This window comes from Amycolatopsis ruanii (assembly GCF_003385175.1).
GTDB classification, from domain to species: Bacteria; Actinomycetota; Actinomycetes; order Mycobacteriales; family Pseudonocardiaceae; genus Amycolatopsis_E; species Amycolatopsis_E thermalba.
The window spans coordinates 1-26,971 of sequence record NZ_PQHY01000022.1; the positions used below are offsets into that span (position 1 = coordinate 1).

The window sequence follows — 26,971 nt, forward strand, 5'->3', positions numbered from 1 at the left end:
GCCGGGCGGGGGTTGTGCAGGGCTGCCGCGCGGCCCTTGGGGTAGTCGGTGCTGTTGCGTTGCCGGGCGGGGGTTGTGCAGGGCTGCCGCGCGGCCCTTGGGGTAGTCGGTGCTGTTGCGTTGCCGGGCGGGGGTTGTGCAGGGCTGCCGCGCGGCCCTTGGGGTAGTCGGTGCTGTTGCGTTGCCGGCCGGCGGTTTTCGGGCACGCTCCCAAAAAAAGAGCGCCCCGTCAGGGGCGCCTTCTTTGCTCAGGTGGCGTCGGGGTCCACCGGTGGCTTCTCGCCTGGCTTGAGTGGCTCCGGCTCCGCCTTGGTGGCCGGGCTGGCCGCCGCGGGGTAGCCGTTCGGCTTCACGCTTCCGCCCGACAGGCCGTTGATCCCGAGCGGGTCCGGGTCACCGTCGAAGAGGTGCTGCGTCACCGCCCGGCGCGGGTCGAAGTTGCGCAGCTGCCGCAGGTCCTCCAGCGGCTTCTGGAACTGCTCGAAGTCCGAGCCCATCTCGTCCTTCAGCTGCTGCCGCGCGCCGTTCGCGAAGTCGCGCACCTTCCGCACGCTGCGGCCCAGCCACGCGGCCGCCTCGGGCAGTCGCTCCGGGCCGAGGATGAACAGGCCCGCGACGATCAGGACGAGGATCTCGCCCCAGCCAACGCTTTCGAACATTCGCGAACCTCCGCCTCACACGGCCGTAGCTCTCCCAGGTTACCTCGGCGACAGCCCCGGTCCACCGCTGATCGAGGAGTTCACGTCTCGGCCACCGCGCCGTCAGTCCGAGCCCAGCGTCACGTCGACCATCAGCGTCCGCCCCTGCCGCACCAGCTGCACCGGCACCGTTTCGCCGATCTCGTGCTGCCGCACCGCCACCGTCAGCTCCGCGGCGTTGCGCACCAGCCGGTCACCGAGCTTGGTGATGACGTCGCCCTCCGCGATGCCGGCCCGCGCGGCCGGACCACCGTCGGCGACGTTGAGCACCTGCGCGCCCTCCGACGTCTCCGCCGCCACCGACGCCGCGTTCACCCCGATGTCGGCGTGCTTGACCTGACCACTGCTGATGAGCGTCCGCGCGATCTTGATGGCGTCGTCGGCCGGGATCGCGAACCCGATGCCGATGCTGCCGCCCGAACCGTCCTGACCACCATCGGTGCGGATCGACGAGTTGATGCCGACCAGCGCGCCCGTGGAGTCGACCAGCGCCCCGCCCGAGTTGCCGCGGTTGATGGGCGCGTCGGTCTGGATGGCGTCGTAGGTGACCGGCGGCTCGCCGTTCTCCCCCGCCGCGGTGACCGGCCGGTGCAGCGCGCTCACGATGCCCGAGGTCACGGTGTTCTCCAGCCCCAGCGGCGAGCCGACGGCGATCACCGAATCGCCCGGTTCGAGGCTGGCCGGGTCGCCGATCTGCAGCACCGTCGGATTGGACACGGCCACCTTGATCACGGCCAGGTCCGTCTTCGGGTCCGTCCCGACGACCCGCGCCTCGGTGCGGGTGCCGTCGGTGAACACCGCGGTGATCTTGGCCTGCGGATCGCTCGTGGCCAGCGAAATGACGTGGTTGTTGGTGATCGCGTAGCCCTGCGGGTCGATCATCACGCCCGAGCCGACGCTGCCGGACTGGCCGGACTTGACCTCGATCGAGATGACCGCGGGCGCGACGCGCTGCGCGATGTCGGCGATCGAGCCGGGCGCGCGTTCCTTGCCAGCCTCGGCCTCGGAAATCGTCGCCGAGCCGGTCAGCGAGTCACCCGCGCCGCCGAGCCACCAGCCGATCAGGCCGCCGACCGCGCCGATGAGCAGGCAGATCACCCCGAGCAGGCCCAGCGCGACCGGCTTGACCCGGCGGCCGAACAGCAGCTCCGGCAGCGACAGCTGGGCGCTGCGCGGACGGTCGGCGTCGGAGTCGTCGGAGTCGTCGGGATCGAGCGCCGGGCGGGACAGCACCGCGGCCGAACCCGGATCGCGCCACGGGTCGGTCATCCGGGACCACAGCGGCGGCTCCGGCTCACCGCCCGGGTGCCTGCCGTTGTCCCCGGCGGGCCGCTGGAGCCGCACGTCCTCCGCGCCGGGCGGGCGGCCGAAGGCCTCGGCCAGCGACTCCGGCGCCGGCGGCGTGGACGCGATCTTGTCGCCGTTGCGCGTGCCGGGGGTGTAGAGCTTGTCGAAGGCGCCGTCCACGCCGTGCGGGCGGCCGAACACACCGGCCTCCGCGGGATCCACCGGCGGCCGGTCCAGCGGGCGCGGCGCCAGCCGCGGTTCCGCGCCGGCGCTGTCCTGTGGTGGATTCGGCTGACTCATCGTTCCCCGGGTGGCTGGCTCGTCGTGCTGTCGGCGCGACCCTACGCCACCGATTGTCCCGCGCGGGCGGTGAAGGGCGCGTCAGCGACCGGCCACTGGGGCAGGGGTGGTGGTGGTCGTGGTGGTGGCCGGTGCGCTCGGCTCGCCGCCGAGCTGGGCACGCAGCACGCCGGGCGCGGGGGCCTGCCCCGGCTCCGGGTTGGCCTGGGTCGGATCGCCGCCGGTCGACGAGGTCACCACGAGCGCGAGCGCGCTCAGCACCAGGCCGGACACGGCCACCCCGGCACCCTGCGCGACCCGGCGCCGCACCGACGGTTGACGCTGCCCGCCCAGCACGGCGGAACCGCTACCGAAAGGCGCGCTCGACCCGAGCGGCGCCGACGACCCAAAAGGGGACGATTTGAGGCCGGCGACGCGGTCCGGCCGCTGGATCGCGACCAGCTGGCCGTCCTCGGTCACCGCGAGGTTGTCGGGACTGGTGGGCAGGTCGGTGTCCTGCGGGATGTTGCGCAGGCTCGCCAGCAGGCTGGCCGGCATCGACGGTGCTCCCGCGTGCCGGACGGCCGCGCGCACCTGGCGCTGCGACGTCACCTCGGCCGCGCAGATCGGGCAGCGCGCGACGTGCGACGCGGCACGCTCGCGGGCGCCCAGGCTCATCTCGCCGTCCACGAAGGCGACGACGGCGTCGGGAAGCAGGTGAGACTCGGGCAGGCCCCAGCCTCGCAGTTCGCTCATGCGGAAACCCCCACGGATTCCTCCTTGGCCGCCCGGCGCCGTTCGAGCGAGGCACGCAGCGCCTGCCGGCCGCGGTGGATCCGGCTGCGCACGGTGCCCAGCTTCACGCCGAGCGTCGCACCGATCTCCTCGTAGGAAAGCCCTTCGACGTCGCACAGCACCACGGCGGCGCGGAACTCCGGCGGCAGCTCGTCGAGCGCGGCCTGCAGGTCCGGGTCCAGGTGGGTGTCGCTGTACACCTGCTCGGGGCTCGGGTCGTCACCGACGATGCGGTCGGTGTCCTCGGGCAGCCCCTCCATGCGCACCCGCGAGCGGCGGCGCGCCATGTCCAGGAACAGGTTCGTGGTGATGCGGTGCAGCCAGCCCTCGAAGGTGCCCGGCTTGTAGGACGCCAGCGAGCGGAACACCCGGATGAACGTCTCCTGGGTGAGGTCCTCGGCGTCGTGGCTGTTGCCGGTCAGGCGGTACGCCAGGCGGTAGACGCGGTCGCCGTGCTCGCGGACGACCTCGTCCCACGACGGCGGGGTCCACGCGGACTCGTCGACCGTGACCGGGTGGCCCTCGACCTGCTCGTTCTTCAGGCTGTTCTGCATCGTGGGGGACGGCACCTCCATCAGGCTGTTCTCCCAACTGATCTGTCCAACGCGGGCCATCCGCACTGTGTTCCCGGGTACCCCTGGTGCCCGTTGAGACCCAGCTTGGCCTCTCTCCTTATGTGGGTAGTGAGACGAGACTGAGAGCCGCCTGAGAGAAGTGTGCACGTCTTCCGCGGGTTTGGTGACGACCAGCGCTAACCTTGCGCGCGTGACCTCCGAGACGCTCGCGGCGAGTGGCGGCGACCACGCCGAGGCCTACCTGCCCGACCACCCGGCCGACGCCGCGCTGCTCGCCGCACGGGCGCGCTCGGCGGAGCTGGGCTGCGCGGCGCTCGGACCCGCGACCGGGGCGGCGCTGTGCTTCCTGGCGACGAGCCTGCGGGCCCGCGCGGTGGTCGAGATCGGCACCGGCATCGGGGTCAGCGGGCTCTACCTGCTGCGCGGCATGGCGCCGGACGGGGTCCTGACCTCGATCGACATCGAGCCGGAGCACCACCAGGCGGCGCGGCGGACGTTCCGCGAGGCCGGGTACCCGCCCGGGCGGACGCGGCTGATCATGGGCCGGGCGCTGGACGTGCTGCCGCGGCTGACCAGCGGCGGGTACGACCTGGTGTTCGTGGACGCGGCGCGGGCCGAGTACCCGCGCTACTACGAGCACGGCGTGCAGCTGCTGCGGCCGGGCGGGGTGATCGCGTTCCACGGCGTGACGGACGCGGCCCGCGGCGAGCGGCGGGAGCCGGGCTCCCTCGCGGCGCGCGAACTGGCGCGGGCCATCCGCGAGGACGAACGACTGGTGCCGGCGCTGCTGCCGGTCGGCGGAGGGCTGCTGGTCGCCGCGGTGCAGTGATCGCCGCTGGTCAGCGCTGGTCTGCGCTGCGTCGCCCGGCGCTGGCAGCCGGTGACGCCCCTCGAAATTGTCGTACCCCTGGTGCAGGATCACCTCACGCGAAATGTCCGGATCGACGAGGGGGTCGTCATGCGCGAGGCAGTCGTCAGCGCCGCGCGGTTCATCACCACGCACGCGGCGGAACCGCTGGGGCTGGGGGACGTCGCCGACCACGTCGGCTACAGCCCGTTCCACCTGGCCCGCACGTTCACGCGGGAGCTGGGCATGCCGCCGTGCCAATACCTGACGGCCCGCCGGTTCGAGAAGGCCAAACAACTGCTCCTGCGGACCGACGAGCGGATCATCGACATCTGCAACGCGGTGGGGTTCTCCGCGGTCGGCACGTTCACCACCCGCTTCACCGCCGCGGTCGGCACCACGCCCGTCGAGTTCCGGCGGCTGCCGGACGTGCTCACCGGCTCACCGCCGCACCCGGTGTCGGTGCCGGGCGCGGGCGGCGGCACGGTCATGGGCACGGTCCGGCTGAGCCCGGCCGCCTTGATGGCGCTGGGCCCGAACCCGGCGGTCTACGTCGGGCTGTTCTCCAAGCGCGCCGCGCGCGGGTTCCCGGTCAGCGGCACGCTGCTGGCCGAACCGGGCGATTTCCTGCTCACCGGCGTCCCACCGGGCACGTACTGGGTGATGTCCTCGGCACTGCCCACCGGCACCGGCCCGGCGGCCCAGCTCATCCCGGGCCGCACCGTGCTCGGCGCCTGCCCGCGCGCGGTCCGGGTGTCCGCGGAGGCGCCGGTGCACCAGCGCGACGTGCACCTGGAGCTGGGTCAGGACTGGTCGCCGCCGGTCCTGATCGCCCTGCCCGCGCTGGCCTCGGCCGATGCGCAAGAACGGAGAAGACACCGGTGAGAGCGCCGCCGTAGCGTCCGGAGGGTGATCACCCACCTGCACTCGGCCACCATCCTGGTCGGCGACCAGGAGGAGGCTCTGCGCTTCTACGTCGGCACGCTGGGCTGGGAGAAGCGGGAGGACGTGCGGTTGGGGCCGGTCCACCGGTTCCTGACCGTGGCGCCGCCGGGCGCGCGGACGTCGATCGTGCTCGGGCAGCCGGAGGTCTACGAGCGCGCGGTGGCCCCGGGCGGCACCGGCATCACGGTGATCACGCCGGACGTCGCCGCCGCCTACGCCGAGATGACCGCCCGCGGCGTGCGGTTCGTGGGGGAACCGCAGGTCATGCCGTGGGGCGTGATGGCGACGTGGTTCGCCGACCCGTTCGGGAACGAGTACTTCCTGCTGGAGGGCTGACCACCGCTCGCCGGGTGGCGGCCGCCCGCAAGCTGACCACCGCCCCACCGGCCAGGGCGCGGCGCCGACCAGCCAGCGCCAGCCGAAGTGCCCGAAAACCACACTGCCGAACGTCCCGCCCGGCTCCAGCAGAAACCCCATCAACCGCCGACCCACACCCGGCAACCATCCGCTCCACGAACGCGCGACAGCCCGACCGTCCAGCACACCGAGCCCCGCCACACGCCCAGCCCACCGTTCAGACCGAAACGACCACTCGCCGAACACCGCGCCCGCGCAGGCCGACCACCGCCCCACCAGCCAGCACCAGCCACACCACCGCAGCCCCGACCAGCCAGCGCCAGCCGAAGTGCCCGAAAACCACACTGCCGAGCGTGCCGCCGACGCTGCTGCCCAGGTAGTAGGCCAGGGTGTACATCCCGGACGCCTGGCCGCGCGCGCCCTCCGGCGCCTCGGCCGCGGCCCAGCCGTTGGCCACCGCGTGCGCGGCGAAGAAACCGCCGGTGAGCACCACGAACCCGAGCACCACCAGCGGCAGCGAATCGGGCAGGGTCAGCAGGATCCCGCTCGCCATCACGGCCAGCCCGCCGAGCACCGCGCGCGGCCGTCCGAACCGGGCGACCAGCCGGCCCGCGTTCGACGACGACACCGAGCCCACCGCGTAGGCGAGGAACACCAGTGACGCGACCGCCGGGGACAGGCCGAGGTCCCCGGTCAGCCGGAACCCGGCCGCGTTGTACATCGCCACGAACGCGCCCATCGCGAGCAGCGCCACGCCGTACTGCGCCAGCAGCACCGGCCGCCGCAACGCCAGACCCATCCCGCTCAGCACGCCCCGCGACCGCTCCCCCGGCGCCCGCGCACCGGCGGGCAGCGACAGGACGGTGATCGCGCTGCACACCAGCGCCACGCCCGCGACCACGGCCAGCGCGCCGTGCCAGCCCAGCGCCTCCGCGCTGAACCCGGCGGACAACCGGCCGAGCATCCCGCCGACCGTGTTGCCCGCGATCATCGCCCCCACCGCCGCGGCCACCCCGGTCCTGCCGAGCTGCTCCACCAGGTACGCGGAGGCCACGCCCGGGAACCCGGCGATCGCGATCCCCTGCAGCGCCCGCAGCACCAACAGCACCGGGTACGAGGGCGCGAACGGCATCAGCAGGCCCAGCACGACCGACAGCGTCACCGACGCGATGATGATCGGCCGCCGCCCCACGATCTCCGACAGCGCCGCGATCGGCAGCACCGCGATCGCGAGCGCCGCGGTCGCCACCGACACCGCGAGCGACGCCGAGCCGGGGTCGAGGTGGTACTGCGCGGCGAGCTGCGGCAGGACCGGTTGCGGCGCGTAGAGCAGGGCGAACGACGAGATCCCCGCGGCGGCGACCGCGAGCTTCACCCGCCGCGTCTCCGGACGGACGGAGACGAGCACATCGACTGACACGCCCTCGAACGTAAGCCGCGCTAACAGATACTTCCAATGCGTAGAACTGGCACTATTCATACCGTGGCGTATGAAAATCCGGCTGAAGCGTCTGACCAGCAGCTGGCGGCGGAGCTGGCCCCCAGCCTGGCCCTGCTGTCCGCCCTGCGTGAGACGCGCAACATCACCCGTGCGGCGGAACGGCTGGGCGTCCCGCAGCCGACGGTGAGCCGGCGGCTGGCCGCGTTGGCCGAGATCGTCGGCGCGCCGCTGACCCGGCCGGACGGGCGCGGCGTCCGCCTGACGAGGGCGGGCGAGATCCTCGCGGCGACGGCCGCGCGGGCACTCGCCGCGGTCGAGACGGGCGTGCGGCAGACGCGGGAGGAGATCTCGCCGGATCGCGGGCACGTGGTGCTCGGATTCCTGCACCTGCTGGGCCGGTGGCTGGTCCCGTCGCTGCTGCGCGACTTCCGCGCCGACCACCCCGGGGTGCGGTTTTCGCTGGTCCAGGGCTCGCGGCAACACGTGCTGGACCGCCTCGCCGACGGTGAGCTGGACCTGGCGCTGGTGGCTCCGCTGCCGGAGACCGCGACGCTGGACAGCTTCGCCTTGTCGGAGCAGGAGCTGCTGCTGTCGGTGCCAGAGGCGCACCCGCTGGCCCGGCGGCGCCGCATCCGGGTGGCGGAGCTGGCCGGCGAGCCGTTCGTGACGCTGGAGCACGGCTACGGGCTGCGGCAGATCATCGACGACCTCTGCGCGGCGGCCGGTTTCGAGCCGCGGATCGCGTTCGAGAGCCAGGAGTCGGACACCGCGCGGGGCCTGGTCGCGGCGGGGCTGGGGGTGGCCCTGCTGCCGCGGTTCGGGCCGGTACCGCCGGCCGGGGTGGTGGAGGTGCCGCTGTCACCGCGGGTCAGCCGGACGATCGGCTTGACCTGGCGGGCGGGCGAGGAGCCGACCCCAGCGGTCGCCGCCTTCCGCGACCACGTCCGCACGAACGGCGCACGTTACGCCTGACGAGACCCGCGCGGACTCACCCGGCTACCGGCCACCGGCACTGCCACCGCCACGACGGCGCCCGGGAGCTACGCCTGATCCGAGCCCCACGACTGGCGCGAACGCCACCAGCGTCCGCGCCACGTGAGCAGGCCCATCGCCGCGACGGCGCCCCGGAGCTACCCCTGGTCCGAGCCCCACGACTCCGCGAACGCGACCAGCGTCCGCGCCGCGAAGCCCGTCGCGCCGGGGACGACCTCCGCGTAGGGCTTTTCGGCTCGGGCGGGGCCCGCGATGTCCAGGTGCGCCCACGGCAGGCCCTCGGTGAACTCGCGCAGGAACAGCGCGGCGGTGATGCCGCCCGGCCCGCCCGGCGCCTGCTTCACGTCGGCCAGCTCACCGCGCACCGCGTCGGCGTGGGCGTCCAGCAGCGGCATCCGCCACCAGGCCTCCCCCACGCTCGCGCCGGCCTCGCGGATCTCGTCGGCCAGCTTGTCGTCCGTCGCGAACAGCCCGCCGGTCCGCAGGCCCAGCGCGACCTTCATCGCGCCGGTCAGGGTGGCCACGTCGACCACGGCGTCCGGGCTGAACCGCCGGATCCCGTAGGCGAGCGCGTCGGCCATCACCATGCGGCCCTCGGCGTCGGTGTTGGACACCTCGGTGGTCCGCCCGCCGTAGTGCCGCACCACGTCGCCCGGCCGGTACGACGACCCGGACACGTGGTTCTCCGCCGCCGGCACCAGCGCCGTGACCCGCACCGGCAGCCGCAGCGACGCGATCGCCAGCGCCGCGGCGATCACCGCGCCACCACCGGCCATGTCGGTGCGCATCAGGTGCATCCCGTCGGCCGGCTTGATCGACAGACCGCCGGTGTCGAACGTGATGCCCTTGCCGACCAGCAGCAGGTGCCGCACCGCGCCGCGCGGCCGGTAGGTCAGCTCGATCAGCCGCGGCGGGCTCGCCGAACCGCCGCCGACCGCGAGCACCCCGCCGAAGCCCTGCGCGGCCAGCCACTGCTCGTCCCGGATCGTGGCGCTCAGGCCGGGCACCTCGCCGGCCAGGCGCGCGGCGGTGTCCGCCAGCCACTCCGGGTTCTTGACGTTGGACGGCGTGTTCGCCAGGTCCCTGGCCAGCGCCGACGCCCCGGCCAGCACCCGCACGCGCTCGACGATCCGCTGGTGACCGGCCTCCGGCGTGATCAGGCGCAGGGTGCGCAACGCGGGCTCGTCCACCTCCGCGGTGACCTTGAACCGGTACCCGCCGAGCAGGTCGCCCAGGGTCAGCTCCGCGACCTGCTCGCCGGTGACGTCGCCACCCAGCTCGACTTGCACGGCCTTGACGTCGGCGGCCTCCCGGGCCAGCGCCGCGCCCGCGGTGCGCCACTGCGCGGGCTCGCCCTCGCCGATCCCGACCAGCCAGCGCACGTCCCCGGCGGGGACCCGGCGGACCTCACCGGCCTTGCCGGAGTGCTCGACCCCGGCGACCGGCGCGGCCGCACCCGCGGGAACCAGGACGGCCAGGTCGGCGCCACGACGGCGCGCGTCGGCGACCTCGACGTCGATCAGGCGGCTGGGAACGGACGGCAGGGGGAACCGCGCCATCTGGCGACCTCCTGGAACTCAAGGGACTGCGGCCGCGCGTGACGTCAGCCGGTGACGACGGGACGGGACGTGCTCAGCTGGTGGCCTCCTGCAGGGCAACCCCCAGATCCTTGGCCTCTTCGGCCGACAGCTCGACGACAAGTCGCCCACCGCCCTCGAGCGGAACGCGCATCACGAGGCCCCGCCCCTCCTTAGTCACCTCGAGGGGACCATCTCCGGTCCGGGGCTTCATGGCCGCCATAGCGTGCTCCCTCCGTATCAACCGGCGCGCCCGGGTCGCGCTCCTCAAGCCAACCGGGTCAGGCCCCATTCTCCCTCATCAGGATGGGCGCGCGAACGCGGACCGATCTTTTCGTGTTTGCTTAGGTGCTGGTATCGCCCCGCACCCGAGTTTTCAGGAGGACCTCCGGTGACCACCGAGGACGTGCTGCTCACCGCCGACGCCGACGGCGTGCGCACCGTGACGTTGAACCGCCCCAAGGCTTACAACTCGCTCACCGTGGAGCTGAAGGAGCGCCTGCTCGCCGCGTTGCGCGAGGCTTCGGCGGACCCGGCGGTGCGCGCGGTGGTGCTGACCGGCGCGGGCAAGGCGTTCTGCGCGGGCCAGGACCTCAAGGAGCACGTCGGGCTGCTGCAGGCCGGCGACCCGGCCCCGCTGCGGACCGTGCAGGACCACTACAACCCGATCGTCCGGGCCATCGTCGAGATGCCGAAGCCGGTGATCGCCGCGGTGAACGGCCCGGTCGCGGGCGCGGGGGCGGCTTTCGCCTACGCCGCGGACCTGCGGGTGGCCGCGTCGTCGGCGAACTTCCTGATGGCCTTCGCCAACGTCGGGCTCGGTCCGGACTCGGGCGCGTCGTGGACGCTGCAGCGGCTGGTCGGCTACGGGCGGGCGGCCGAGCTGATGCTGCTGGCGCGCACGGTCGGCGCTGAGGAGGCGCTGTCGCTGGGCCTGGTCACGGAGGTCGTGCCGGACGAGGAGCTGGCCGGCCGGGCGCAGGCGCTCGCCGCGAAGCTCGCCGCCGGGCCGACGGTCAGCTACGCCAAGATCAAGCACGTGCTGACCGTGGCCGCGGAGGGCTCGCTGGAGGACGCGCTGGCCGCGGAGGACGCCGCGCAGACGGTGCTCGGCTCGACGGCCGACCACCGCGAGGCGGTGGAGGCCTTCGTCGCCAAGCGCAAGCCCGACTTCCAGGGCAAGTAGGTCAGGACGCGCGGAAGCAGGTCACCAGGTGGTCGTCGACCATGCCGGTGGCCTGCATCAGCGCGTAGCACGTCGTCGGGCCGACGAAGGCGAACCCGCGCTTCTTCAGCGCCTTCGCCATCGCCGTCGACTCCGGGGTGATGGCCGGGACGTCGGCCATCGTGCGGGGGCGCGGGCGCTTCCCGGTCGGCGCGAACGACCACAGCAGCTCGTCCAGCGGCTGATCCAGCTCCGCGATCGCGCGGGCGTTCGTGATCGCGGCCAGGATCTTCGCCCGGTTGCGCACGATGGACCCGTCGGCCATCAGCCGCTCCACGTCGTCGTCGCCGAACTCGGCCACCTTCTCCGGCACGAACCCGGCGAAGGCGTTCCGGAAGCCCTCCCGCTTGCGCAGGATCGTGATCCACGACAGCCCGGACTGGAACGCCTCCAGGCACAACCGCTCGTACAGCGCGTCCTGCCCGCGCAGCGGCACGCCCCACTCCGTGTCGTGGTACTCGGCGTAGTCCGGCGCCGAGTTCGCCCACGGGCACCGCGACACGCCGTCGGCGCCGATCGACTCCATCACACCTGCCCCACCGAGTAGCTCTCCGCGAACTTCGCGAACCGTTTCAGCGAATACCGCAGCCCGAGCACGAACGCGGGCTTCACGACCGGCCAGCCCAGCTGCCCCGCCGGCCCGAACGGCGGCACCAGGCTCTCCGACCAGACGAACGTGGACCGGTGCGCGCCCTTGGCGTGCACGTGGAAGGCACCGGTGCCCTTGACGACGCTGCCCAGGTGCCGGACCGTGCACCGCACCGGCGGCTCCCAGCTGGTGATCTCCATCGGATCGGTGACGCCCACCCCGCGCACCCCGGTGAACGCGCTCAGCTTCGACCCGACGCTGCGCCCGTCACCCTCGACGACCTCGACGTGCGTGCCGAGCATCCACTCGTGCTGCCGCTCCCAGTCGGTCAGCGCGAGCCACGTCGTGCCCGCGCCCGCGTGCACGTCCACGGACAGGACCAGGTCGATCATCCCGATGTCTGCCGTTCCGCCTCGAGCACGGCCACCCGGGCGCGCAGCTCGTCGATCTCGGTGCCCAGCCGCCGCATCACCCAGTCCACTTCGGACATCTTGTACCCGCGCAGGACCAGCTGGAAGCGCACCTTCTGCACGTCCTCGCCGGTGATGTCGCGGACCGGCAGGCGGGTCGGCGAGCTGCCCGGCGGCAACGGCGCGAGCTCCTCGCCGCGGCCGAACACGACGGCGGCCAGCAGGAACACCACCGCCGCCACGAGCAGCATGATCAGGAGGTAGATCAGGGCGGTCGTCACGTCAGAATCGTGACACACCCGGGCGCGGTTCGTCCCCCGAGCGCACCTGCCGCATCGGCGGCCGGTCGGCGACCAGGACCTCGGACTCCCGCGGCACCCACGTCCCGGCGTCGGCCACGAACTGGGTCAGCGTCCCGGAGCCGCCCGCGTCGATGCCGCACCGGGCCAGCGCGGTGCCGAGGATCTGCCGGGCCATGACGCCCAGCTGCAGCAGCGACCGGTTCCGGTGCTTGCGGACACCCAGGTTGACCTGGGCCAGCCCGGCCATGCCGTAGCGGGCCTCGGCGTCGAGCAGCAGCCCGATCTCCACGCCGTACCCCGCGGCGAACGGCACCGATTCGAGGAACTCGCGGGTGGCCGCGTACTCGCCGCCCAGGGGCTGGACGACCGCCGACAGCGCGGGCCGCAGCGCGGACAGCACCGGGCGGGCGAGCAGCTCGGTCACCCGGCCGCCGCCGTGGCCGGCCTCGGCCGACTCGACCCGCAGCGGCCGCCGGTAGAAGCCCTTGACCAGGTGCACGCCCTCGGTCAGCAGCAGCGGGCCGAGCAGCGCGGGCACGAACCCGGGGTCGGGGTCGACGAGGTCGGAGTCGAGGAACACGACGAGGTCACCGCTGGTCGCGGCCAGTGACCGCCACAGCACCTCGCCCTTGCCGGGCAGCGGTTCGAGGTCCGGCAGCACGTCCTCGCGGCGCACCACACGGGCCCCGGCCGCCGCGGCGACCGCGACCGTCGCGTCGGTGGAGCCGGAGTCGACGACCACCAGCTCGTCGACGAGCGTGCCGACCAGCGGCCGCACCGAGGCGACCACCCGGCCCACGGTCTTCTCCTCGTCGAGTGCGGGCAGCACCACCGACACGGTGCGGCCCGCTTTCGCCCGTACCAGGTCAGCGGGGTCGAAATCGGGCTCCTGCCACGTGCGCAGGGCGAACCAGCCGGTGTCCATGACCGCCGATCGTGCCATGCTGGAATCGACGACGAACTGGAGGAACCGTGCTTTACCAGCTGATCCGTCTCCTGGCCGTACCGGTGGTCAAGCTGATCTACCGGCCGGAGGTGCGTGGCGCGGAGAGGGTTCCGGCGTACGGCCCGGTGATCCTCGCGCCCAACCACCGGGCGGCCGTGGACACGACGCTGTTGGCGCTGGTCAGCCCGCGGCGGGTGCGGTTCCTCGGCAAGGCGGAGTACTTCACCGGCAAGGGCCTGCGCGGCCGTCTGATGGCCGCGTTCCTGGACGCGGTGGGGTTCGTGCCGGTGGAGCGCGGCAACGCGAAGGCCGGGCTGGCGGCGCTGGAGTCCGGCCGCCGGGTGCTCGACCAGGGCGGGGTGTTCGGCATCTACCCGGAGGGCACCCGCTCGCTCGACGGCCGCCTGCACCGCGGGCACACCGGGGTGGGCTCGCTGGCGCTGGCGACCGGCGCGAAGGTGGTGCCGGTGGCGCTGACCGGCACGGAGAAGCTGGTGCCGAACGGCAAGCTGTTCCCGCGGTTCGCGAAGGTGACCGTCGAGTTCGGGGAGCCGCTGGACTTCTCCCGCTACGACGGCCTGGACGCGTCGCCGGCGATTCGGCGCGCTGTTACCGACGAGGTGATGTACGCGATCGCGGAGCTTTCGGGGCAGGAGTACGTGGACAAGTACCACAAGCGTCCGGGTGAAGCTGCGTAGGCGCTACGCGCGTATCTCAAGCGCCGGCTTCGCTTCGCTACGCCCGGATGAGAAGTGCCCTCCCGAACCCGATCTTCAATTGTTCGGTTGCCGAGAAGTCGCGTCAAGGCGGGAAAGCGTGCCTTGACCCGACTGCTCGGCAACCGATTTGGCTGGGGATCGGGTTGCGGGAGAGGGGTGGCTCGGGCGGTGGGGCCGGTTTCGTTGCCGGGTGGCGGTTTGGGTCGTGGTGGTGGTGCTGTTATTGCCACTTGGCGATGTCGGGGGCCTCGTACCTCGCGAAGGCGTCCAGTAGTGCTGCTGGGTCCTCGTCCACGAAGACCAGGTCCCGGTGCTCGGCGCGCAGGAACTTCTCCGTGACCATGTGGTCGATGAAGTCGCGGAACGGGCGGTAGTACCCGCGCACGTCGACCAGGCCGATGGGCTTGCCGTGCAAGCCGAGCTGGGCCCACGTCCAGACCTCGGCCAGCTCCTCCAGCGTCCCGGCGCCGCCGGGCAGGGCCAGGAACGCGTCGGCGTACTCGGCCATCTTCGCCTTGCGTTCGTGCATGTCGGCGGTCACCACCAGCTCCGACAAGCCCGCATGCGCGATCTCGACCCGCTTGAGGTGCTCCGGGATCACCCCGATCACCTCACCGCCCGCCGCCAGCGCGCCGTCGGCGACCGCGCCCATCAGGCCGACGCTCGCGCCGCCGTAGACCAGGCCGATGCCCCGCTCGGCGAGCAGCTTGCCGAGCGCCGTGGCGGCGTCCACGTACACCGGGTCGCCGCCGCCGGAAGAACCGCAGAACACACAGATCCGCTTCACTTAGTGGGTGTCCTCCCAGGCCTTGTAGGCCTCCTCGACCATCGCCACCGCCTCGTCGACGTCGTCGGTGAGGTGCAGCAGCGCCAGGTCCTTGTCACTGATCTTGCCCTGGGCGTACACCGCGTCCCGGACCCAGTCGTAGAGCCCGCCCCAGTAGGACCGTCCGAACAGGACCACCGGGAACTTCGTCACCTTCTTGGTCTGGACCAGGGTGAGCGCCTCGAACAACTCGTCCAGTGTGCCGAAACCACCGGGCAGGCAGATGAACGCCTGCGCGTACTTGATGAACATCGTCTTGCGGGTGAAGAAATACCGGAAGTTCACCCCGAGATCGACCCACGGGTTCAGGCCCTGCTCGAACGGCAGCTCGATGCCGAGCCCGATGGACAGCCCGCCGGCCTCGGACGCGCCCCGGTTGACCGCCTCCATCGCGCCCGGCCCGCCCCCGGTGATCACCGCGAACCCGGCGTTCGCCAGCCCGGCGCCGATCTTGCGGCCCAGCTCGTACTCGGGGTGGTCGCGGGGCGTGCGGGCCGAGCCGAACACGGTGACCGCGCGCGGCACCTCGGCCAGCGCGCCGAAGCCCTCGACGAACTCGGCCTGGATGCGCATGACCCGCCACGGGTCGGTGTGCACCCAGTCGCTGGGCCCGCGCGAGTCGAGCAGGCGCTGGTCGGTGGTGGTCTGCTCGATGCGGCGCTCGCGGCGCAGCACGACCGGACCCCGCTGCTTCTCCCGCGGGTGCTCGGGATACTCGGACGCTTCGTCCACTTCTGGCCCTGTCACCCCGCCGAGCTTACTGGCCCAGGAAGTCCCGCAACACGCGCGTGACCTGCCGGATCTCCCGGGCCGCGACGTGCTCCTCACGGGTGTGCGCGAGGGTGGGGTTCCCGGGGCCGAAGTTCACCGCCGCCATGCCCAGCGCGGCGAACCGGGCGACGTCCGTCCACCCCAGCTTCGCCGCCACCTCGCCGCCCGCGGCCCGCACCAGCTCGGCCGTCGCCGGGGCGGTCAGGCCGGGCAGCGCGCCCGGCGAAAGGTCCACAACGGACAGTTCGTAGCCGTCGAACACCTCACGCAGGTGCTTTTCGGCCTGCTCCGGGCTGCGGTCCGGGGCGAAGCGGAAGTTCACCGCGAGCACCGCCTCGTCCGGCACGACGTTGCCGGCCACCCCGCCGGAGATCCGCACGGCCTGCAGGCCCTCGCGGTAGGTGAGACCGTCGATGTCCACCACCCGCGCCTGGTAGGTCTCCAGCCGCCGCAGCGGCTCGCCCAGGGCGTGGATCGCGTTGACGCCCATCCAGGCGCGCGCGGTGTGGGCGCGCTTGCCGGTCTGCCGCAGCTCGACCCGCATGGTGCCCTGGCAGCCGGCCTCGATGACCGCGTTCGACGGCTCCCCCACGATCGCCAGGTCGCCGGCCAGCCACTCCGGCATCTCCCGCTCGATCCGGCCGAGACCGTTGCGCACGGCCTCGACCTCCTCGTTGTCGTAGAAGACGAACGTGACGTCGTGGCGCGGCTCGGTGACGGTGGCGGCCAGGTGCAGGAACACCGCGTCGCCGCCCTTCATGTCGACCGTGCCGAGCCCGTGCAGCACCTCGTCGTCGCCGGAGCCCTCGCGGCGCACCGGCAGGTTCTCGTTGACCGGCACCGTGTCCAGGTGCCCGGCCAGCACCACGCGGGCGGGCCGGCCGAGGTTCGTCCTGGCCAGCACGGCGTCACCGTTGCGCACCACCTCGAGGTGCCCGGCCTGCGCGAGCAACGCGGCCTGCACCGCGTCGGCCAGCGCCGTCTCCTGCCCGGACACGCTCGGGACGTCCACCAGCGCGGCGGTCAGGTCGACGGGGTCGGCGTGCAGGTCGAGAGTCGTCATGTCCCGACTCTAGGGGGTGTCGTACCGTGGGCTGATGCGCACATGGAAGCCCCTGATCACGCTCGGTGCGCTGGCACTCGTGCTGGCCGGCTGTTCGAACGAGGCGGGCCCGACCCCGAAGGGCGGCGCCGGGCCGGCGGAAACCCCCTACGCGCTGTCGATCAAGCTCAACGCCCTGACCGCGGACACCTGCTTCCGCGACCCGGCCGGGCAGACCCCGCGCGGCTGCGGCAAGTACGTGACCGAGCTGGGCAGCACCCCGGGCCTGGTGCGCGAGCAGGCCGGCACCAAGCACCCGGACCTGGTCGCGGCGGCGAACGACCTGGAGAAGGGCATCGGCGCCTACCGCGGCAGCCACTGCGACGCCGTCGCCGAGCCGGGCGGGGCGTGCACCACGGCGCTCACCTCGATCGCCGACAGCCTCCGGTCGGTCAAGCAACTGGTGGACACCCAGCTCGTGACCGGCTGAGTTACGGTTAGGGCCGTGAGCGAGCAGAGCCCCAATCCCGAGACCACCGGTGCGCACGGCGTCGGCCTGGCCACCGTCACCACCGACGGGACCGTGCTGGACACCTGGTTCCCGCAGCCCAAGCTGGGCGAGCCCGGCACCAGCGGGACCGCGCGGCTGACCCGCGAGCAGGCCGCCGAGATCCTCGGCGAGGCCGCCGCCGCGCTGCTCGGCCCGGACGAGGCCCGCGGCGTCGAGGTGGTCGCGGTGCGCACCACGATCGGCACGCTCGCGAAGGCTCCGGCCGACGCGCACGACATCTACCTGCGCCTGCACCTGCTGTCGCACCGCCTGGTGCAGCCGCACGGGCAGAACCTGGACGGGATCTTCGGCCTGCTGGCCAACGTCGTGTGGACCAACCACGGCCCGTGCCCGGTCGAGGGCTTCGAGCAGACCCGGCTGCGGCTGCGGGCGCGTGGCCCGGTCACCGTCTACAGCGTGGACAAGTTCCCGCGCATGGTCGACTACGTGGTGCCCGCCGGGGTGCGGATCGGCGACGCGGACCGCGTGCGCCTGGGCGCGCACCTGGCCAACGGCACCACGGTGATGCACGAGGGTTTCGTGAACTTCAACGCCGGCACGCTCGGCGCGTCGATGGTCGAGGGCCGCATCTCGGCCGGTGTGGTGGTCGGCGACGGCACCGACGTCGGCGGCGGCGCGTCGATCATGGGCACGCTGTCCGGTGGCGGCAAGGAGGTCATCTCGCTGGGCGAGCGCTGCCTGATCGGCGCCAACGGCGGGGTCGGCATCTCCCTCGGCGACGACTCGGTGGTGGAGGCCGGGCTGTACGTCACGGCCGGCACGAAGGTCGTGGTCGAGGGCAAGACCGTCAAGGCCCGCGAGCTGTCCGGCATCTCCGGCGCGCTGTTCCGGCGCAACTCGGAGACCGGCGCGGTCGAGGCCGTGCCGCGCACCGGGGCCGGCATCGAGCTGAACGAGATGCTGCACGCGAACTGAACGCGGGTTTCGTTCACCTATCATTCATCTGGTGAGCACCGCTACGTTGCCCTCCCGGGTCGTGACCGTCGGTGACCTCGGCCTGCCCGGGCAACCGCTGGTCGCGGGTCCGCGGGACACCCCGGAGACGCTGCTCCGGGCCCGGATCGACGGGCAGCTGCGCGCGATGCTCAGGTACGAGCCGGGCACGCGGTCCGGGTCCGATCCCGAGGACCTGCACCAGATGCGCGTGGCCGTCCGCCGGCTCCGCAGCGCGTTGAAGCTGCTGGGGCCGGCGGGCGACGACGTGCGGGCCGAGCTGAAGTGGCTCGCCGCCGGGCTCGGTGACGTGCGCGACCACGACGTGCTGATCGGTCACCTGCGCGCGACGGTCGCGTCGCTCGGCGAGCCCGACCAGGCGGCCGGGGCGCGGCTGGTGCGGATCTTCGTGGCCGAGCGGGCGAAGGCGAAGCGGCGGCTCAACCGGTGCCTGGGCAGCGCCCGGTACGCGGCGTTGTTGCGGTCGACGGCGCGGCTGGTGCTGACGGAGCTGCAGCTGACCGCTGATCCGGCGCCGGGCCCGGTGGACGTCGGTGCCGTGGTGCGCAAGCCGTACCGGAAGCTGGCGAAGGCGGTGGCCGCCCTGCCGGCCGACCCGCCGGACGACGAGCTGCACGAGCTGCGGATCCACGGCAAGCGGCTGCGGTACGCGGCGGAGACGGCGCAGGCGGCGGCGCGGAAGAAGCAGGTCACGCGGGTGCGGGAGCTGATCAAGGCGACCAAGCGGCTGCAGGACGTGCTCGGGGACCACCAGGACGCGGTGGTGGCCGCCGCGCGGATGCGGGACCTGCTCGCGGTGGCCGACGAGCCCGCCGTGGGTTTCGTCGCGGGCCGCATCGCGGAGCGGGAACTGAGGCGCCGCGCCACCGCCCGGGCCGCCTGGCCGGCAGCACTGGCGAAGGTGAACGCGGCGGCGGCCAAGGTGTGCGGCTAGCGCCCCCACCGCCCGGCCCCCTGCACTGAGCGGCAGCTGCACCGGCCAGGCCACCGCGCGGCTAGCGCGGCCAGGCCGGCCGCCGGGGCGCCGCGCACTGACGGCACTTCACGGCCGCAGCCAGGCTGCGGCCAGCGGCCCCCACTGCCTGGCCCCCTGCACCAGGCAGCAGCCACACCGACCAGACCCCCACGCGCCCGCGCGCCGACGGCACCCACGACCGCAGCCAAAGGCTGCGGCCAACCCCCACCGCCCGGCCCCCTCCGCCAGACGGCAGCTGCACCGGCGGGCCGCCTGACCGGCGGCCCGCCGACCGCAGTCACAACCAGAACGACCACACCATCACCAGCCGCCCACGTCGGCGCGTCACTAGCGCACCAGCGTGCCCACGTACCCGTCCGGCCGCACGACCACCTCCTTCGCGGCGTACGCGGCGAAAGCGTGCCCCTCGGCGTCGACCACGTGCCGGCCCCTGGCGGACTCCCCCGGGCGCAGCACCGCGTAGGTGTGCGGCTCGTCCGTTGCCGGGCCGCCGAAGATCAGCCGGGTGGCGTGTGGGCCGCGGAACAGGTCGAACAGCCGGATCGCCTTGCCGCTCTCATCCACCAGCGGCGCGTCCGGCGCCCGGTCCCCCACCGCGAGCCCGGGCTCGTCCGAAGTCCGGTAGCTGATGTCCAGCTGCTGGGTCTCCTCACCGCGCTCGTGCGCCCGTTCGTCGCCCTCCAGGTACTTGCGCAGCAGCTCCGACGAGACGCCCAGCACCCGCTCGGCCACCCCCCGCCGCTCGGATTCGTAGCTGTCCAGCAGCTCCGGCGACCCGTCCGCGAGCTTCCAGCCCAGGTTGTACGCGTCCTGCACGCTCGTGTTCAGCCCCTGCCCACCGGTCGGCGGGTGGACGTGCGCCGCATCGCCGACCAGGAACACCCGGCCCACCCGGAACCGCTTCGCCAGCCGCACGTTCGGCCGCCACACCGTCGACCACGTCAGCTCCCCCAGCCGCACGCCGGCGCCGACTCCGTCCAGAATGGACTGCAAAGTCACCACGCTCGGCTCGACGTCCTCCTCCCCCAGCGGCGCACCGAACTGGAACAGCCCGATCCCCGGCAGCGGGCTCATCACGACCCCGCGCCCCGGATCCGCCGCCCGCGCGAACCAGTAACCGAACTCCGGGTCGAGATCGGCCTCGACGTCGCCCAGCAGCATCCGCGCCGACTCGTCCGTGACGCCCTCGAACTCGATCCCCAGCGCCTTCCGCACGAAACTGCGCCCGCCGTCCGCGCCGACCAGGTAGTCCGCCCGCACGGTCTCCCCGGTGGCCAGCTCCGCGGTGACACCGGAGGCGTCCTGCGTGAAGCCGGTCAGCGCCGCGCCCAGCTCTACGCGCACCCCGAACTCCGCCAGCCGGTCGCGCAGGATGCCCTCGATCTGCGCCTGCCCCAGCGTCCACCCGTTGGGGTAGGGCACGTCCGGCGTCGGCTCGCGCCGCTCGGCCATCCGGCGCTCCTCCACGAACTCGCCGTCCAGGTGCACCCGGAAGGCCGGTGTGTCCCGGCCCGCGGCCAGCACCGCGTCGATCACCCCGAGGTCGTCGAACACCTCCAGCGTGCGCGGCTGCAGCCCGTCGCCCCGGGACCCCCGGAAGAACTCGGTCGCTTTGTCGACGATTCGCACGCCCACCCCGCGCCGGGCGAGGTCGATGCCCAGGGCGAGCCCGGCCGGGCCGGCGCCCGCGATCAAAACATCCATGACTGAATCTCCATTCACTGAATTTAGATTCATAATGGACTTGCTAGCGTGCTCCCGTCAAGGAGGTGCGGTGAAGCGCAAGGAGAAGGCCGCGGAGACCGAGGCCGCGCTGAAGGCCGCCGCGCAGCGCCTGTTCGCCACGCGGGGCTACCTGAACACGAAGATCACCGACATCACGGCCGAGGCGGGCCGGGCGGCCGGGTCGTTCTACAACCACTTCGCCAGCAAGGAAGAACTGCTCGAGTCACTGCTGGCCGACCTGGAGGCGGCCGGCGACGAGACCGTGGACCACCCCGAGCACAGCCCGGACTTCACCGATCCCGCGGCGGTCCGGTTCCACGTCGCGGGGTACTGGCACTTCTACGCCGAGCACGCGGCGACCCTGCGCGCCCTGCGGCAGGCGGCCCAGGTCAACGAGGACTTCGCGCGCAAGCTCAACGAGTTCACGCGGGTGCAGAACGAGGAGATCACCGATCACGTGGACTACGTGACCGAGGCGGGCCACCGCCTGCCCGGCTCACCGCTGGCGAGCGTCACGTTGATGACCGCGGTCGTCGACAGCTTCGCCCAGCTGTGGCACGACGGGGTGACCGACCTCACCGAAGACGAGGCGATCGAGGCGCTCACCCGGTTCGTCTACCGGGGGATCAGCGGCCGCGACTACTGACCGAGGCGCTCGGCGGCGGCTTCGACGCGCTCGTCGGTCGCAGTGAGCGCCACCCGCACGTGCTCGCCGCCCGCGGGGCCGTAGAACGTGCCCGGCGCGACCAGGATCCCGCGCTCGGACAGCCACCGCACGGTCTGCCAGGCGTCCTCACCGCGGGTGGCCCACAGGTAGAGCCCGGCCTCGGAGTGGTCGATGCGGAAACCGTTGTCCTGCAACGCCTTCTGCAGCACCAGGCGACGGCGGGCGTAGCGTTCGCGCTGCAGCGTCAGCGCGCTGTCGTCGGCCAGCGCGGCGGTCATCGCCTCCTGGACCGGGCGCGGCACGATCATGCCGGCGTGCTTGCGCACCGCCAGCAGCCCGGCGACCAGCTCCGGGTCACCGGTGACGAACCCGGCGCGGTAGCTGGCGAGGTTCGCGGACTTGGACAGCGAGTGCACGGCCAGCAGGTTGTCGTGGCGCCCGCCGCACACCGACGGGTGCAGGATCGACACCGGATCGGCGTCCCAGCCCAGCGCGAGGTAGCACTCGTCGGAGACCACGATCACGTCCCGCTCGCGGGCCCACTCGACGATCCCGCGCAGGGCGTCGGCGCCCAGCACGCGTCCGGTCGGGTTGGACGGCGAGTTCAGCCACACGATCGCGGGCGTCTCGGCGAGACCGCGCGGGTCGTCGGCGCGCAGGATCCCGGCGCCCGCGAGCAGCGCGCCGACCTCGTAGGTCGGGTAGGCCAGCTCGGGGATCACCACGGTGTCGCCGGGCTCGGCGCCGAGCAGCCGCGGCAGCAAGGCGACCAGCTCCTTGGACCCGATCGTGGGCAACACCGCCGCCGGCTCGACGCCGGTGACGCCGTGCCGTCGGTTCAGCGCCTCGACCGCCGCCGCACGCAGCTGCGGCGTGCCGTGGGTGGCCGGGTACCCGGGGATCTCCGAGACCGACGCGAGGGCGGCCCGGATCGACTCGGGCACCGGGTCGACCGGCGTGCCGACCGACAGGTCGACGAGGCCGCCCGGGTGGGACTTCGCCCGTGCCGTGGGCTCGGCGAGCGAGTCCCACGGAAAGTCGGGCAGACCGGTACCGCCGCGGTTCATTCGCCCTGCGGGGGCAGGTCCTTGATCCACTGCGGATCGTTGCTGGTCTTGCCGACCTTGGAGGCGCCGCCCGGCGAGCCGAGGCTGTCGAAGAAGTCGACGTTGGCCTTGGTGTACTCGGCCCACTCGTCCGGCACGTCGTCCTCGTAGTAGATCGCCTCGACCGGGCACACCGGCTCGCAGGCACCGCAGTCCACGCACTCGTCCGGGTGGATGTAGAGCATGCGGTCGCCTTCGTAAATGCAGTCGACGGGGCACTCGTCGATGCACGCCTTGTCGAGCACGTCGACGCAGGGCTCGGCAATCACGTACGTCACTGCGATCTCCAGCTAGGTCCAAGGATCCACTACCAATCCTGGACATTACGCGCCGATGCGCGGACCTTCCAAAGTAAGGCCACCCTTAATCCGCCGATCGGCGAGCACAATGGGGGCGTGGACTCCTCCGAGACGCTCGAACTGCGCTGCGCCGACGCGTGGCCGGCGGTAACCGTGGACAAGATCGGTGACTGGCGGCTTCGCGCCGCCGGCGGCTTCACCGGGCGCGCCAACAGCGCATTGGCCGTCGGTGACCCGGGGATGCCGATCGGCAGCGCACTGGCGGCTGTTTGTGACTTCGCCCACGCCCACGCGATCCCGCCGGTCGTGCACGTGGTCGCCGGCAGCGCGAACGAGCGCGCGATCGAGGCCGCGGGCTGGGTGCCGAACACCGGTCACGCCGCCGGGCACCTGGTGTCCGTGCTCACCGGCCCGCTCGGCGAAGGCGCCGAAGAGGTGCCCGTCCTCCCCGAGCCGACCGACGGCTGGTGGGAGCTGACCGTCGGACGGCCCGATCCGACCGACGCCGAGCGGCACGTGCTCACCACCGGCGAGATCGGCTACGCGGTCGCCGAAGTGATGGGAGTCACAGCCGGCGCGGTGCGCGCGGCGGTGGCCGACGACGTCCTGCACATCGCCCGGCTGGCGGTCCGGCCGGACTACCGTCGCCGCGGCCTGGCCTCGGCGTTGATGGCCGCGTGCGGTCCGTGGGCGGCCGAGCGCGGCGCGACGCGGACCGTGCTCCAGGTCGCCGTGGACAACGCGGGAGCGCTCGCGTTCTACGAGCGGCTCGGGTTCACCGAGCACCACAGGTACCGGTACTGGGTTCCGGGCCCCCGGGCGTGCGAGGATCGCTCGCTGTGAAGGTTGTCGTAGTTGTCGGCGGGGTGGGCGGCGCCCGCTTCCTGCTCGGAGTGAAAGCCGCGCTGGGTCTGCCCCCGATCGGCCCTGGGGACTCGACGCACGAGATCACGGCGGTGGTCAACACCGGTGACGACGTGTGGATGCACGGTCTGCGGATCAGCCCGGACCTGGACACCTGCATGTACACGCTCGGCGGTGGCATCGACACCGAGCGCGGCTGGGGGCACCAGGGCGAGACCTGGGTGGTCAAGGAGGAGCTGGCGGCCTACGGCGCCGAGCCGACGTGGTTCGGGCTCGGCGACAAGGACATCGCCACCCACCTGATCCGCACGCGGATGCTGCGCGCGGGCTACCCGCTGTCCGCGGTCACCGAGGCGCTGTGCGACCGGTGGCAACCCGGTGTGCGGCTGCTGCCGATGACCGACGACCGGGTCGAAACCCACGTCGTCATCGACGACCCGGAGGACCCGGGCAACCGCAAGGCGATCCACTTCCAGGAGTGGTGGGTGCGCTACCGCGCCGAGCCGCAGGCGCATTCGATCGTGCCGGTCGGGGTCGAGGAGGCCAAGCCGGGGCCGGGTGTGCTGGACGCCATCGCCGAGGCCGACGCGGTCCTGTTGGCACCGTCCAATCCGGTCGTCTCGGTCGGCACCGTGCTGGCCGTGCCGGGCGTGACGGAGGCGCTGCGCAAGACCGAGGCCGGGGTGGTCGGGGTGTCGCCGATCATCAGCGGCAAGCCGGTGCGCGGCATGGCCGACGCGTGCCTGAGCGCGATCGGGGTGGAGACGTCGGCCGAGGCCGTCGGCATCCACTACGGGTCGCGGCAGACCTCGGAGGACGGCCTGCTCGACGGCTGGCTGGTCGCCGAGGGCGAGACCGTGCACGTGCCGGGCGTCGCGGTGCGGGCGGTGCCGCTGCTGATGTCCGATGTGGACGCCACCGCGGCGATGGCGCGTGCCGCGCTCGAACTCGCGGGAGCCGAAGTTGAGTGACCATTCCGCCGCGCGGCTGGACATCCTGCCGGTCGAGGGCCTGCCCGAGTTCCGGCCGGGCGACGACCTGACCGGCGCGATCGCGACCGCCGCGCCCTGGCTGCGCTCCGGTGACGTCCTGGTGGTCACCAGCAAGGTCGTGTCGAAGATCGAGGGCCGGCTGGTGCGCGTGCCCAGCGACCCGGAAGCCCGCGACGCGGCGCGGCGCGAGCTGGTCGAGCAGGAGTCGGTGCGGGTGCTGGCCCGCTTCAACCGGACCCTGATCACGCAGAACCGGATCGGCGTCGTGCAGGCGGCGTCCGGTGTGGACGCGTCCAATGTGGCCGGTGACGAGATCGCGCTGCTGCCCGCCGATCCGGACGCCTCGGCGCTGGCGCTGCGCAACGGGTTGCGCGAGCGGCTGGGCGTCGAGATCGCGGTGGTCATCACCGACACGATGGGCCGGGCCTGGCGGGTCGGGCAGACCGACAACGCCATCGGGGCCAGCGGGCTGCGCGTGCTGCACTCCTACGAGGGCGAGGTCGACGCGCAGGGCAACGAGCTGCAGGTCACCGAGATCGCGGTGGCCGACGAGATCGCGGCGGCCGCGGACCTGGTGAAGGGCAAGCTGACCGCGACGCCGGTCGCGGTGGTGCGCGGGCTGGAGATCACCGACGACGGCTCGGACGCGCGGAAGCTGGTGCGGCCGTCGGAGGAGGACATGTTCTCCCTCGGCACGCGCGAGGCGATCGCGCAGGGCCGTCGCGAGGCGGTGCTGGTACGCCGGTCGGTGCGCTCGTTCACCGACGAGCCGGTCGATCCGGACGCGCTGCGCCGCGCGATCGGCGCCGGGTTGACCGCGCCCGCGCCGCACCACACGCGGCCGGTGCGGTTCGTGTGGCTGCGCGACCGCGGGCTGCGGACGAAGCTGCTGGAGGCGATGCGCGAGGCGTGGCGGGCCGACCTGGCCGGCGACGCGTTCACCGAGGAGCAGATCGCCCGGCGCGTGGCGCGCGGGGACATCCTGTTCGAGGCGCCCGAGGTGGTGATCCCGTTCCTGGTGCCCGACGGCGCGCACACCTATCCGGACGAGCGGCGCAACGCGTGCGAACGGACGATGTTCACCGTCGCCGGGGGCGCCGCCGTGCAGGGGCTGCTGGTGGCGCTGGCGGCGGAGGACCTCGGATCGTGCTGGATCGGGTCGACGATCTTCGCCGCCGACGTGGTGCGTGAGGTGCTGGGGCTGGAGCCGTCGTGGCAGCCGCTGGGCGCGGTGGCGATCGGGCACCCGGCCACGGCTGCCCAGCCGCGCGAGCCGGTGACCGACGGGCTGGTCGAGCTGTGAGCCTGCACACCGACGTGGTGGAGACGCTGGAGAAGTGGCAGCCGGGCACGGCCGGGCAGGAGGCGCTGCAGCACGCGTTCCTGGGGTTCCTCGCCGCGCGGGAGGACGCGTGCCGCCGGTCGTGCGCGGCCGGGCACATCACCGCGTCGGCCGTGGTGCTGGACGCCTCGCGGTCGCACGTGCTGCTGACGCTGCACCCGCGCGTCGGGCGGTGGTTGCAGCTGGGCGGGCACTGCGAGGATTCGGACGCGTCGCTGGCGGCCGCCGCGTTGCGGGAGGCGTCGGAGGAGTCCGGGATGAGCGGGCTGACGATCTCGGCGGAGCCGGTGCACCTGGACGTGCACCCGATCACGTGTTCGCTGGGGGTGCCGACGCGGCACTTCGACGTGCGGTTCGTGGTGACCGCGCCGGCCGGTTCGGAGCCGGTGCGCAGCGACGAGTCGGACGACCTGCGGTGGTGGCCGCTGACCGCGCTGCCGCCCGGTTCGGAGGACCTGACCGAGCTGATCGCGGCGGCGTGCGAATGATCGTGTCGGTCGACCCGTCCTCGGCGGTGCCGCCGTACGAGCAGGTGCGGTCCGGGCTGGCGCGGCAGATCAACTCCGGCGCGCTCGCCGTGGGCACGAAGCTGCCGACGGTGCGCGGGCTGGCGGAGGAGCTGGGCATCGCGCCGAACACGATCGCCCGCGCCTACCGGGAGCTGGAGGAGGCGGGACTCATCGAAACGCGCGGCCGGGCGGGTTCGTTCGTGGCCGCCGCGGGGGACGAGTCGCTGGCGCGGGCGCGCGAGGCGGCCGAGACGTACGCCGCGGTGACGCGAGCTTTGGGCTTGTCCGGCGAGGAGGCGCTGAAGATCGCCCGCGCCGCGCTGCACATCACGCGGTAACGCA

At 72.9% G+C, this 26,971-nt stretch carries 32 protein-coding genes; 15 read left to right on the top strand and 17 right to left on the bottom strand.

The window, feature by feature from the left end; translation table 11 throughout:
* Window positions 1-248 precede the first annotated feature (248 nt).
* From tatB to sigE, 4 genes are all read right to left on the bottom strand, one after another.
* Window positions 249-659 (bottom strand): Sec-independent protein translocase protein TatB, encoded by a 411-nt coding sequence (gene tatB, locus D0D28_RS14460; protein WP_094006870.1) that lies wholly within the window; start codon window positions 657-659, stop codon window positions 249-251.
* Between the two features lie 102 nt (window positions 660-761).
* Window positions 762-2,285, bottom strand: coding sequence for a S1C family serine protease (locus tag D0D28_RS14465; RefSeq protein WP_094006871.1), 1,524 nt, complete (start codon window positions 2,283-2,285; stop codon window positions 762-764).
* 81 nt (window positions 2,286-2,366) lie between these two features.
* A complete protein-coding gene (locus D0D28_RS14470; protein ID WP_116110919.1) occupies window positions 2,367-3,020 on the bottom strand; it encodes an anti-sigma factor family protein in 654 nt (217 codons plus the stop codon).
* Window positions 3,017-3,634 (bottom strand): RNA polymerase sigma factor SigE, encoded by a 618-nt coding sequence (gene sigE / locus D0D28_RS14475; RefSeq protein ID WP_094006873.1) that lies wholly within the window; start codon window positions 3,632-3,634, stop codon window positions 3,017-3,019. Before sigE ends, D0D28_RS14470 begins: the two co-directional genes overlap by 4 nt.
* Window positions 3,635-3,824: 190 nt before the next feature.
* Here sigE and D0D28_RS14480 point away from each other — a divergent pair, with 190 nt between their 5' ends.
* The 3 genes from D0D28_RS14480 (at window position 3,825) to D0D28_RS14490 (ending at window position 5,762) form a co-directional block, all read left to right on the top strand.
* On the top strand, window positions 3,825-4,463 hold the full coding sequence (locus D0D28_RS14480; RefSeq protein WP_116110920.1) for an O-methyltransferase: 639 nt from the start codon (window positions 3,825-3,827) through the stop codon (window positions 4,461-4,463).
* A 129-nt stretch (window positions 4,464-4,592) separates the two neighbouring features.
* On the top strand, window positions 4,593-5,366 hold the full coding sequence (locus tag D0D28_RS14485) for a helix-turn-helix transcriptional regulator (RefSeq protein WP_116110921.1): 774 nt from the start codon (window positions 4,593-4,595) through the stop codon (window positions 5,364-5,366).
* 24 nt (window positions 5,367-5,390) lie between these two features.
* Window positions 5,391-5,762, top strand: a complete 372-nt coding sequence (locus tag D0D28_RS14490) for a VOC family protein (RefSeq protein ID WP_094006876.1) — start codon at window positions 5,391-5,393, stop codon at window positions 5,760-5,762.
* 238 nt (window positions 5,763-6,000) lie between these two features.
* Here D0D28_RS14490 and D0D28_RS14495 read toward each other — a convergent pair whose 3' ends face one another.
* Window positions 6,001-7,158, bottom strand: coding sequence for an MFS transporter (locus tag D0D28_RS14495; RefSeq protein WP_116110966.1), 1,158 nt, complete (start codon window positions 7,156-7,158; stop codon window positions 6,001-6,003).
* 108 nt (window positions 7,159-7,266) lie between these two features.
* Here D0D28_RS14495 and D0D28_RS14500 point away from each other — a divergent pair, with 108 nt between their 5' ends.
* Complete coding sequence (locus tag D0D28_RS14500) at window positions 7,267-8,196, top strand: LysR family transcriptional regulator (protein WP_116110922.1); 930 nt, start codon at window positions 7,267-7,269, stop codon at window positions 8,194-8,196.
* Between the two features lie 158 nt (window positions 8,197-8,354).
* On the opposite strand, the gene D0D28_RS14505 is transcribed toward D0D28_RS14500, so the two are convergent.
* Window positions 8,355-9,776: a leucyl aminopeptidase family protein gene (locus tag D0D28_RS14505; RefSeq protein WP_116110923.1), complete on the bottom strand. Its 1,422-nt coding sequence runs from the start codon at window positions 9,774-9,776 to the stop codon at window positions 8,355-8,357.
* Between the two features lie 73 nt (window positions 9,777-9,849).
* Window positions 9,850-10,017 (bottom strand): DUF3117 domain-containing protein, encoded by a 168-nt coding sequence (locus tag D0D28_RS14510; protein ID WP_081617745.1) that lies wholly within the window; start codon window positions 10,015-10,017, stop codon window positions 9,850-9,852.
* Between the two features lie 168 nt (window positions 10,018-10,185).
* Between D0D28_RS14510 and D0D28_RS14515 the strand changes: the two genes are divergently transcribed.
* A complete protein-coding gene (locus D0D28_RS14515; protein WP_116110924.1) occupies window positions 10,186-10,980 on the top strand; it encodes an enoyl-CoA hydratase-related protein in 795 nt (264 codons plus the stop codon).
* A 1-nt stretch (window position 10,981) separates the two neighbouring features.
* Here the strand turns inward: D0D28_RS14515 and D0D28_RS14520 are convergent, their stop codons facing one another.
* Genes D0D28_RS14520 through D0D28_RS14535 form a run of 4 tightly spaced genes read right to left on the bottom strand, consistent with a single transcriptional unit; the run spans window position 10,982 to window position 13,245 of the window.
* Window positions 10,982-11,548 carry a DNA-3-methyladenine glycosylase I gene (locus D0D28_RS14520; RefSeq protein ID WP_116110925.1) on the bottom strand — a complete coding sequence of 189 codons (567 nt, stop codon included), beginning with the start codon at window positions 11,546-11,548 and terminating at the stop codon, window positions 10,982-10,984.
* The gene (locus D0D28_RS14525; protein ID WP_116110926.1) at window positions 11,545-12,000 is read right to left on the bottom strand and encodes an SRPBCC family protein; all 456 of its coding nucleotides are present in this window, start codon (window positions 11,998-12,000) and stop codon (window positions 11,545-11,547) included. Before D0D28_RS14525 ends, D0D28_RS14520 begins: the two co-directional genes overlap by 4 nt.
* The gene (locus D0D28_RS14530; protein WP_094006882.1) at window positions 11,997-12,299 is read right to left on the bottom strand and encodes a DivIVA domain-containing protein; all 303 of its coding nucleotides are present in this window, start codon (window positions 12,297-12,299) and stop codon (window positions 11,997-11,999) included. Before D0D28_RS14530 ends, D0D28_RS14525 begins: the two co-directional genes overlap by 4 nt.
* Before the next feature lies 1 nt (window position 12,300).
* The gene (locus D0D28_RS14535; RefSeq protein WP_094006883.1) at window positions 12,301-13,245 is read right to left on the bottom strand and encodes a glucosyl-3-phosphoglycerate synthase; all 945 of its coding nucleotides are present in this window, start codon (window positions 13,243-13,245) and stop codon (window positions 12,301-12,303) included.
* 47 nt (window positions 13,246-13,292) lie between these two features.
* Between D0D28_RS14535 and D0D28_RS14540 the strand changes: the two genes are divergently transcribed.
* Window positions 13,293-13,964 carry a lysophospholipid acyltransferase family protein gene (locus D0D28_RS14540; protein WP_094006884.1) on the top strand — a complete coding sequence of 224 codons (672 nt, stop codon included), beginning with the start codon at window positions 13,293-13,295 and terminating at the stop codon, window positions 13,962-13,964.
* Window positions 13,965-14,205: 241 nt separating this feature from the next.
* Here D0D28_RS14540 and D0D28_RS14545 read toward each other — a convergent pair whose 3' ends face one another.
* The 3 genes from D0D28_RS14545 to dapE are packed head-to-tail and all read right to left on the bottom strand — an operon-like array spanning window position 14,206 to window position 16,645.
* A complete protein-coding gene (locus D0D28_RS14545; RefSeq protein WP_094006885.1) occupies window positions 14,206-14,772 on the bottom strand; it encodes a TIGR00730 family Rossman fold protein in 567 nt (188 codons plus the stop codon).
* Window positions 14,773-15,543: a TIGR00730 family Rossman fold protein gene (locus D0D28_RS14550; protein WP_094006886.1), complete on the bottom strand. Its 771-nt coding sequence runs from the start codon at window positions 15,541-15,543 to the stop codon at window positions 14,773-14,775.
* A gap of 25 nt (window positions 15,544-15,568) precedes the next feature.
* The gene (dapE, locus tag D0D28_RS14555; RefSeq protein ID WP_094006887.1) at window positions 15,569-16,645 is read right to left on the bottom strand and encodes a succinyl-diaminopimelate desuccinylase; all 1,077 of its coding nucleotides are present in this window, start codon (window positions 16,643-16,645) and stop codon (window positions 15,569-15,571) included.
* 34 nt (window positions 16,646-16,679) lie between these two features.
* Here dapE and D0D28_RS14560 point away from each other — a divergent pair, with 34 nt between their 5' ends.
* Genes D0D28_RS14560 through D0D28_RS14570 form a run of 3 tightly spaced genes read left to right on the top strand, consistent with a single transcriptional unit; the run spans window position 16,680 to window position 19,083 of the window.
* Window positions 16,680-17,114: a hypothetical protein gene (locus D0D28_RS14560; protein WP_094006938.1), complete on the top strand. Its 435-nt coding sequence runs from the start codon at window positions 16,680-16,682 to the stop codon at window positions 17,112-17,114.
* Between the two features lie 15 nt (window positions 17,115-17,129).
* Window positions 17,130-18,110: a 2,3,4,5-tetrahydropyridine-2,6-dicarboxylate N-succinyltransferase gene (gene dapD / locus D0D28_RS14565; RefSeq protein ID WP_116110927.1), complete on the top strand. Its 981-nt coding sequence runs from the start codon at window positions 17,130-17,132 to the stop codon at window positions 18,108-18,110.
* 31 nt (window positions 18,111-18,141) lie between these two features.
* Window positions 18,142-19,083 carry a CHAD domain-containing protein gene (locus D0D28_RS14570; RefSeq protein ID WP_240323207.1) on the top strand — a complete coding sequence of 314 codons (942 nt, stop codon included), beginning with the start codon at window positions 18,142-18,144 and terminating at the stop codon, window positions 19,081-19,083.
* Window positions 19,084-19,452: 369 nt separating this feature from the next.
* Here the strand turns inward: D0D28_RS14570 and D0D28_RS14575 are convergent, their stop codons facing one another.
* Window positions 19,453-20,829 (bottom strand): FAD-dependent monooxygenase, encoded by a 1,377-nt coding sequence (locus tag D0D28_RS14575; RefSeq protein ID WP_116110929.1) that lies wholly within the window; start codon window positions 20,827-20,829, stop codon window positions 19,453-19,455.
* Between the two features lie 70 nt (window positions 20,830-20,899).
* On the opposite strand from D0D28_RS14575, the gene D0D28_RS14580 reads away from it, so the two are divergent.
* Entirely contained in the window at window positions 20,900-21,496 is a 597-nt protein-coding gene (locus D0D28_RS14580; RefSeq protein WP_116110930.1) for a TetR/AcrR family transcriptional regulator, read from the top strand.
* Here the strand turns inward: D0D28_RS14580 and dapC are convergent.
* Both dapC and fdxA read right to left on the bottom strand, forming a co-directional pair.
* Window positions 21,490-22,584 carry a succinyldiaminopimelate transaminase gene (gene dapC, locus D0D28_RS14585; protein WP_116110931.1) on the bottom strand — a complete coding sequence of 365 codons (1,095 nt, stop codon included), beginning with the start codon at window positions 22,582-22,584 and terminating at the stop codon, window positions 21,490-21,492. The two genes, D0D28_RS14580 and dapC, sit on opposite strands and share 7 nt — an antisense overlap.
* Window positions 22,581-22,901 carry a ferredoxin gene (gene fdxA, locus D0D28_RS14590; RefSeq protein ID WP_020420964.1) on the bottom strand — a complete coding sequence of 107 codons (321 nt, stop codon included), beginning with the start codon at window positions 22,899-22,901 and terminating at the stop codon, window positions 22,581-22,583. Before fdxA ends, dapC begins: the two co-directional genes overlap by 4 nt.
* A gap of 117 nt (window positions 22,902-23,018) precedes the next feature.
* Between fdxA and D0D28_RS14595 the strand changes: the two genes are divergently transcribed.
* The 5 genes from D0D28_RS14595 to D0D28_RS14615 are packed head-to-tail and all read left to right on the top strand — an operon-like array spanning window position 23,019 to window position 26,967.
* Entirely contained in the window at window positions 23,019-23,765 is a 747-nt protein-coding gene (locus D0D28_RS14595) for a GNAT family N-acetyltransferase (RefSeq protein ID WP_116110932.1), read from the top strand.
* Entirely contained in the window at window positions 23,762-24,757 is a 996-nt protein-coding gene (gene cofD / locus D0D28_RS14600; RefSeq protein WP_094006939.1) for a 2-phospho-L-lactate transferase, read from the top strand. Before D0D28_RS14595 ends, cofD begins: the two co-directional genes overlap by 4 nt.
* The gene (locus tag D0D28_RS14605) at window positions 24,750-26,081 is read left to right on the top strand and encodes a coenzyme F420-0:L-glutamate ligase (protein ID WP_162831070.1); all 1,332 of its coding nucleotides are present in this window, start codon (window positions 24,750-24,752) and stop codon (window positions 26,079-26,081) included. The genes cofD and D0D28_RS14605 overlap by 8 nt, the downstream gene beginning before the upstream one ends.
* Entirely contained in the window at window positions 26,078-26,608 is a 531-nt protein-coding gene (locus D0D28_RS14610) for an NUDIX domain-containing protein (protein WP_116110934.1), read from the top strand. The genes D0D28_RS14605 and D0D28_RS14610 overlap by 4 nt, the downstream gene beginning before the upstream one ends.
* Window positions 26,605-26,967: a GntR family transcriptional regulator gene (locus tag D0D28_RS14615; protein WP_094006896.1), complete on the top strand. Its 363-nt coding sequence runs from the start codon at window positions 26,605-26,607 to the stop codon at window positions 26,965-26,967. The genes D0D28_RS14610 and D0D28_RS14615 overlap by 4 nt, the downstream gene beginning before the upstream one ends.
* Window positions 26,968-26,971: the final 4 nt, after the last annotated feature.

Excerpts from the sequence above, each read along its gene's own strand:
- tatB (WP_094006870.1), bottom strand. The coding sequence starts at position 659 with ATGTTCGAAAGCGTTGGCTGGGGCGAGATCCTCGTCCTGATCGTCGCG.
- D0D28_RS14465 (WP_094006871.1), bottom strand. The coding sequence starts at position 2,285 with ATGAGTCAGCCGAATCCACCACAGGACAGCGCCGGCGCGGAACCGCGG.
- D0D28_RS14470 (WP_116110919.1), bottom strand. The coding sequence starts at position 3,020 with ATGAGCGAACTGCGAGGCTGGGGCCTGCCCGAGTCTCACCTGCTTCCC.
- sigE (WP_094006873.1), bottom strand. The coding sequence starts at position 3,634 with ATGGAGGTGCCGTCCCCCACGATGCAGAACAGCCTGAAGAACGAGCAG.
- D0D28_RS14485 (WP_116110921.1), top strand. The coding sequence starts at position 4,593 with ATGCGCGAGGCAGTCGTCAGCGCCGCGCGGTTCATCACCACGCACGCG.
- D0D28_RS14505 (WP_116110923.1), bottom strand. The coding sequence starts at position 9,776 with ATGGCGCGGTTCCCCCTGCCGTCCGTTCCCAGCCGCCTGATCGACGTC.
- D0D28_RS14510 (WP_081617745.1), bottom strand. The coding sequence starts at position 10,017 with ATGGCGGCCATGAAGCCCCGGACCGGAGATGGTCCCCTCGAGGTGACT.
- D0D28_RS14525 (WP_116110926.1), bottom strand. The coding sequence starts at position 12,000 with ATGATCGACCTGGTCCTGTCCGTGGACGTGCACGCGGGCGCGGGCACG.
- D0D28_RS14535 (WP_094006883.1), bottom strand. The coding sequence starts at position 13,245 with ATGGACACCGGCTGGTTCGCCCTGCGCACGTGGCAGGAGCCCGATTTC.
- dapE (WP_094006887.1), bottom strand. The coding sequence starts at position 16,645 with ATGACGACTCTCGACCTGCACGCCGACCCCGTCGACCTGACCGCCGCG.
- D0D28_RS14560 (WP_094006938.1), top strand. The coding sequence starts at position 16,680 with ATGCGCACATGGAAGCCCCTGATCACGCTCGGTGCGCTGGCACTCGTG.
- D0D28_RS14575 (WP_116110929.1), bottom strand. The coding sequence starts at position 20,829 with ATGGATGTTTTGATCGCGGGCGCCGGCCCGGCCGGGCTCGCCCTGGGC.
- dapC (WP_116110931.1), bottom strand. The coding sequence starts at position 22,584 with ATGAACCGCGGCGGTACCGGTCTGCCCGACTTTCCGTGGGACTCGCTC.
- D0D28_RS14615 (WP_094006896.1), top strand. The coding sequence starts at position 26,605 with ATGATCGTGTCGGTCGACCCGTCCTCGGCGGTGCCGCCGTACGAGCAG.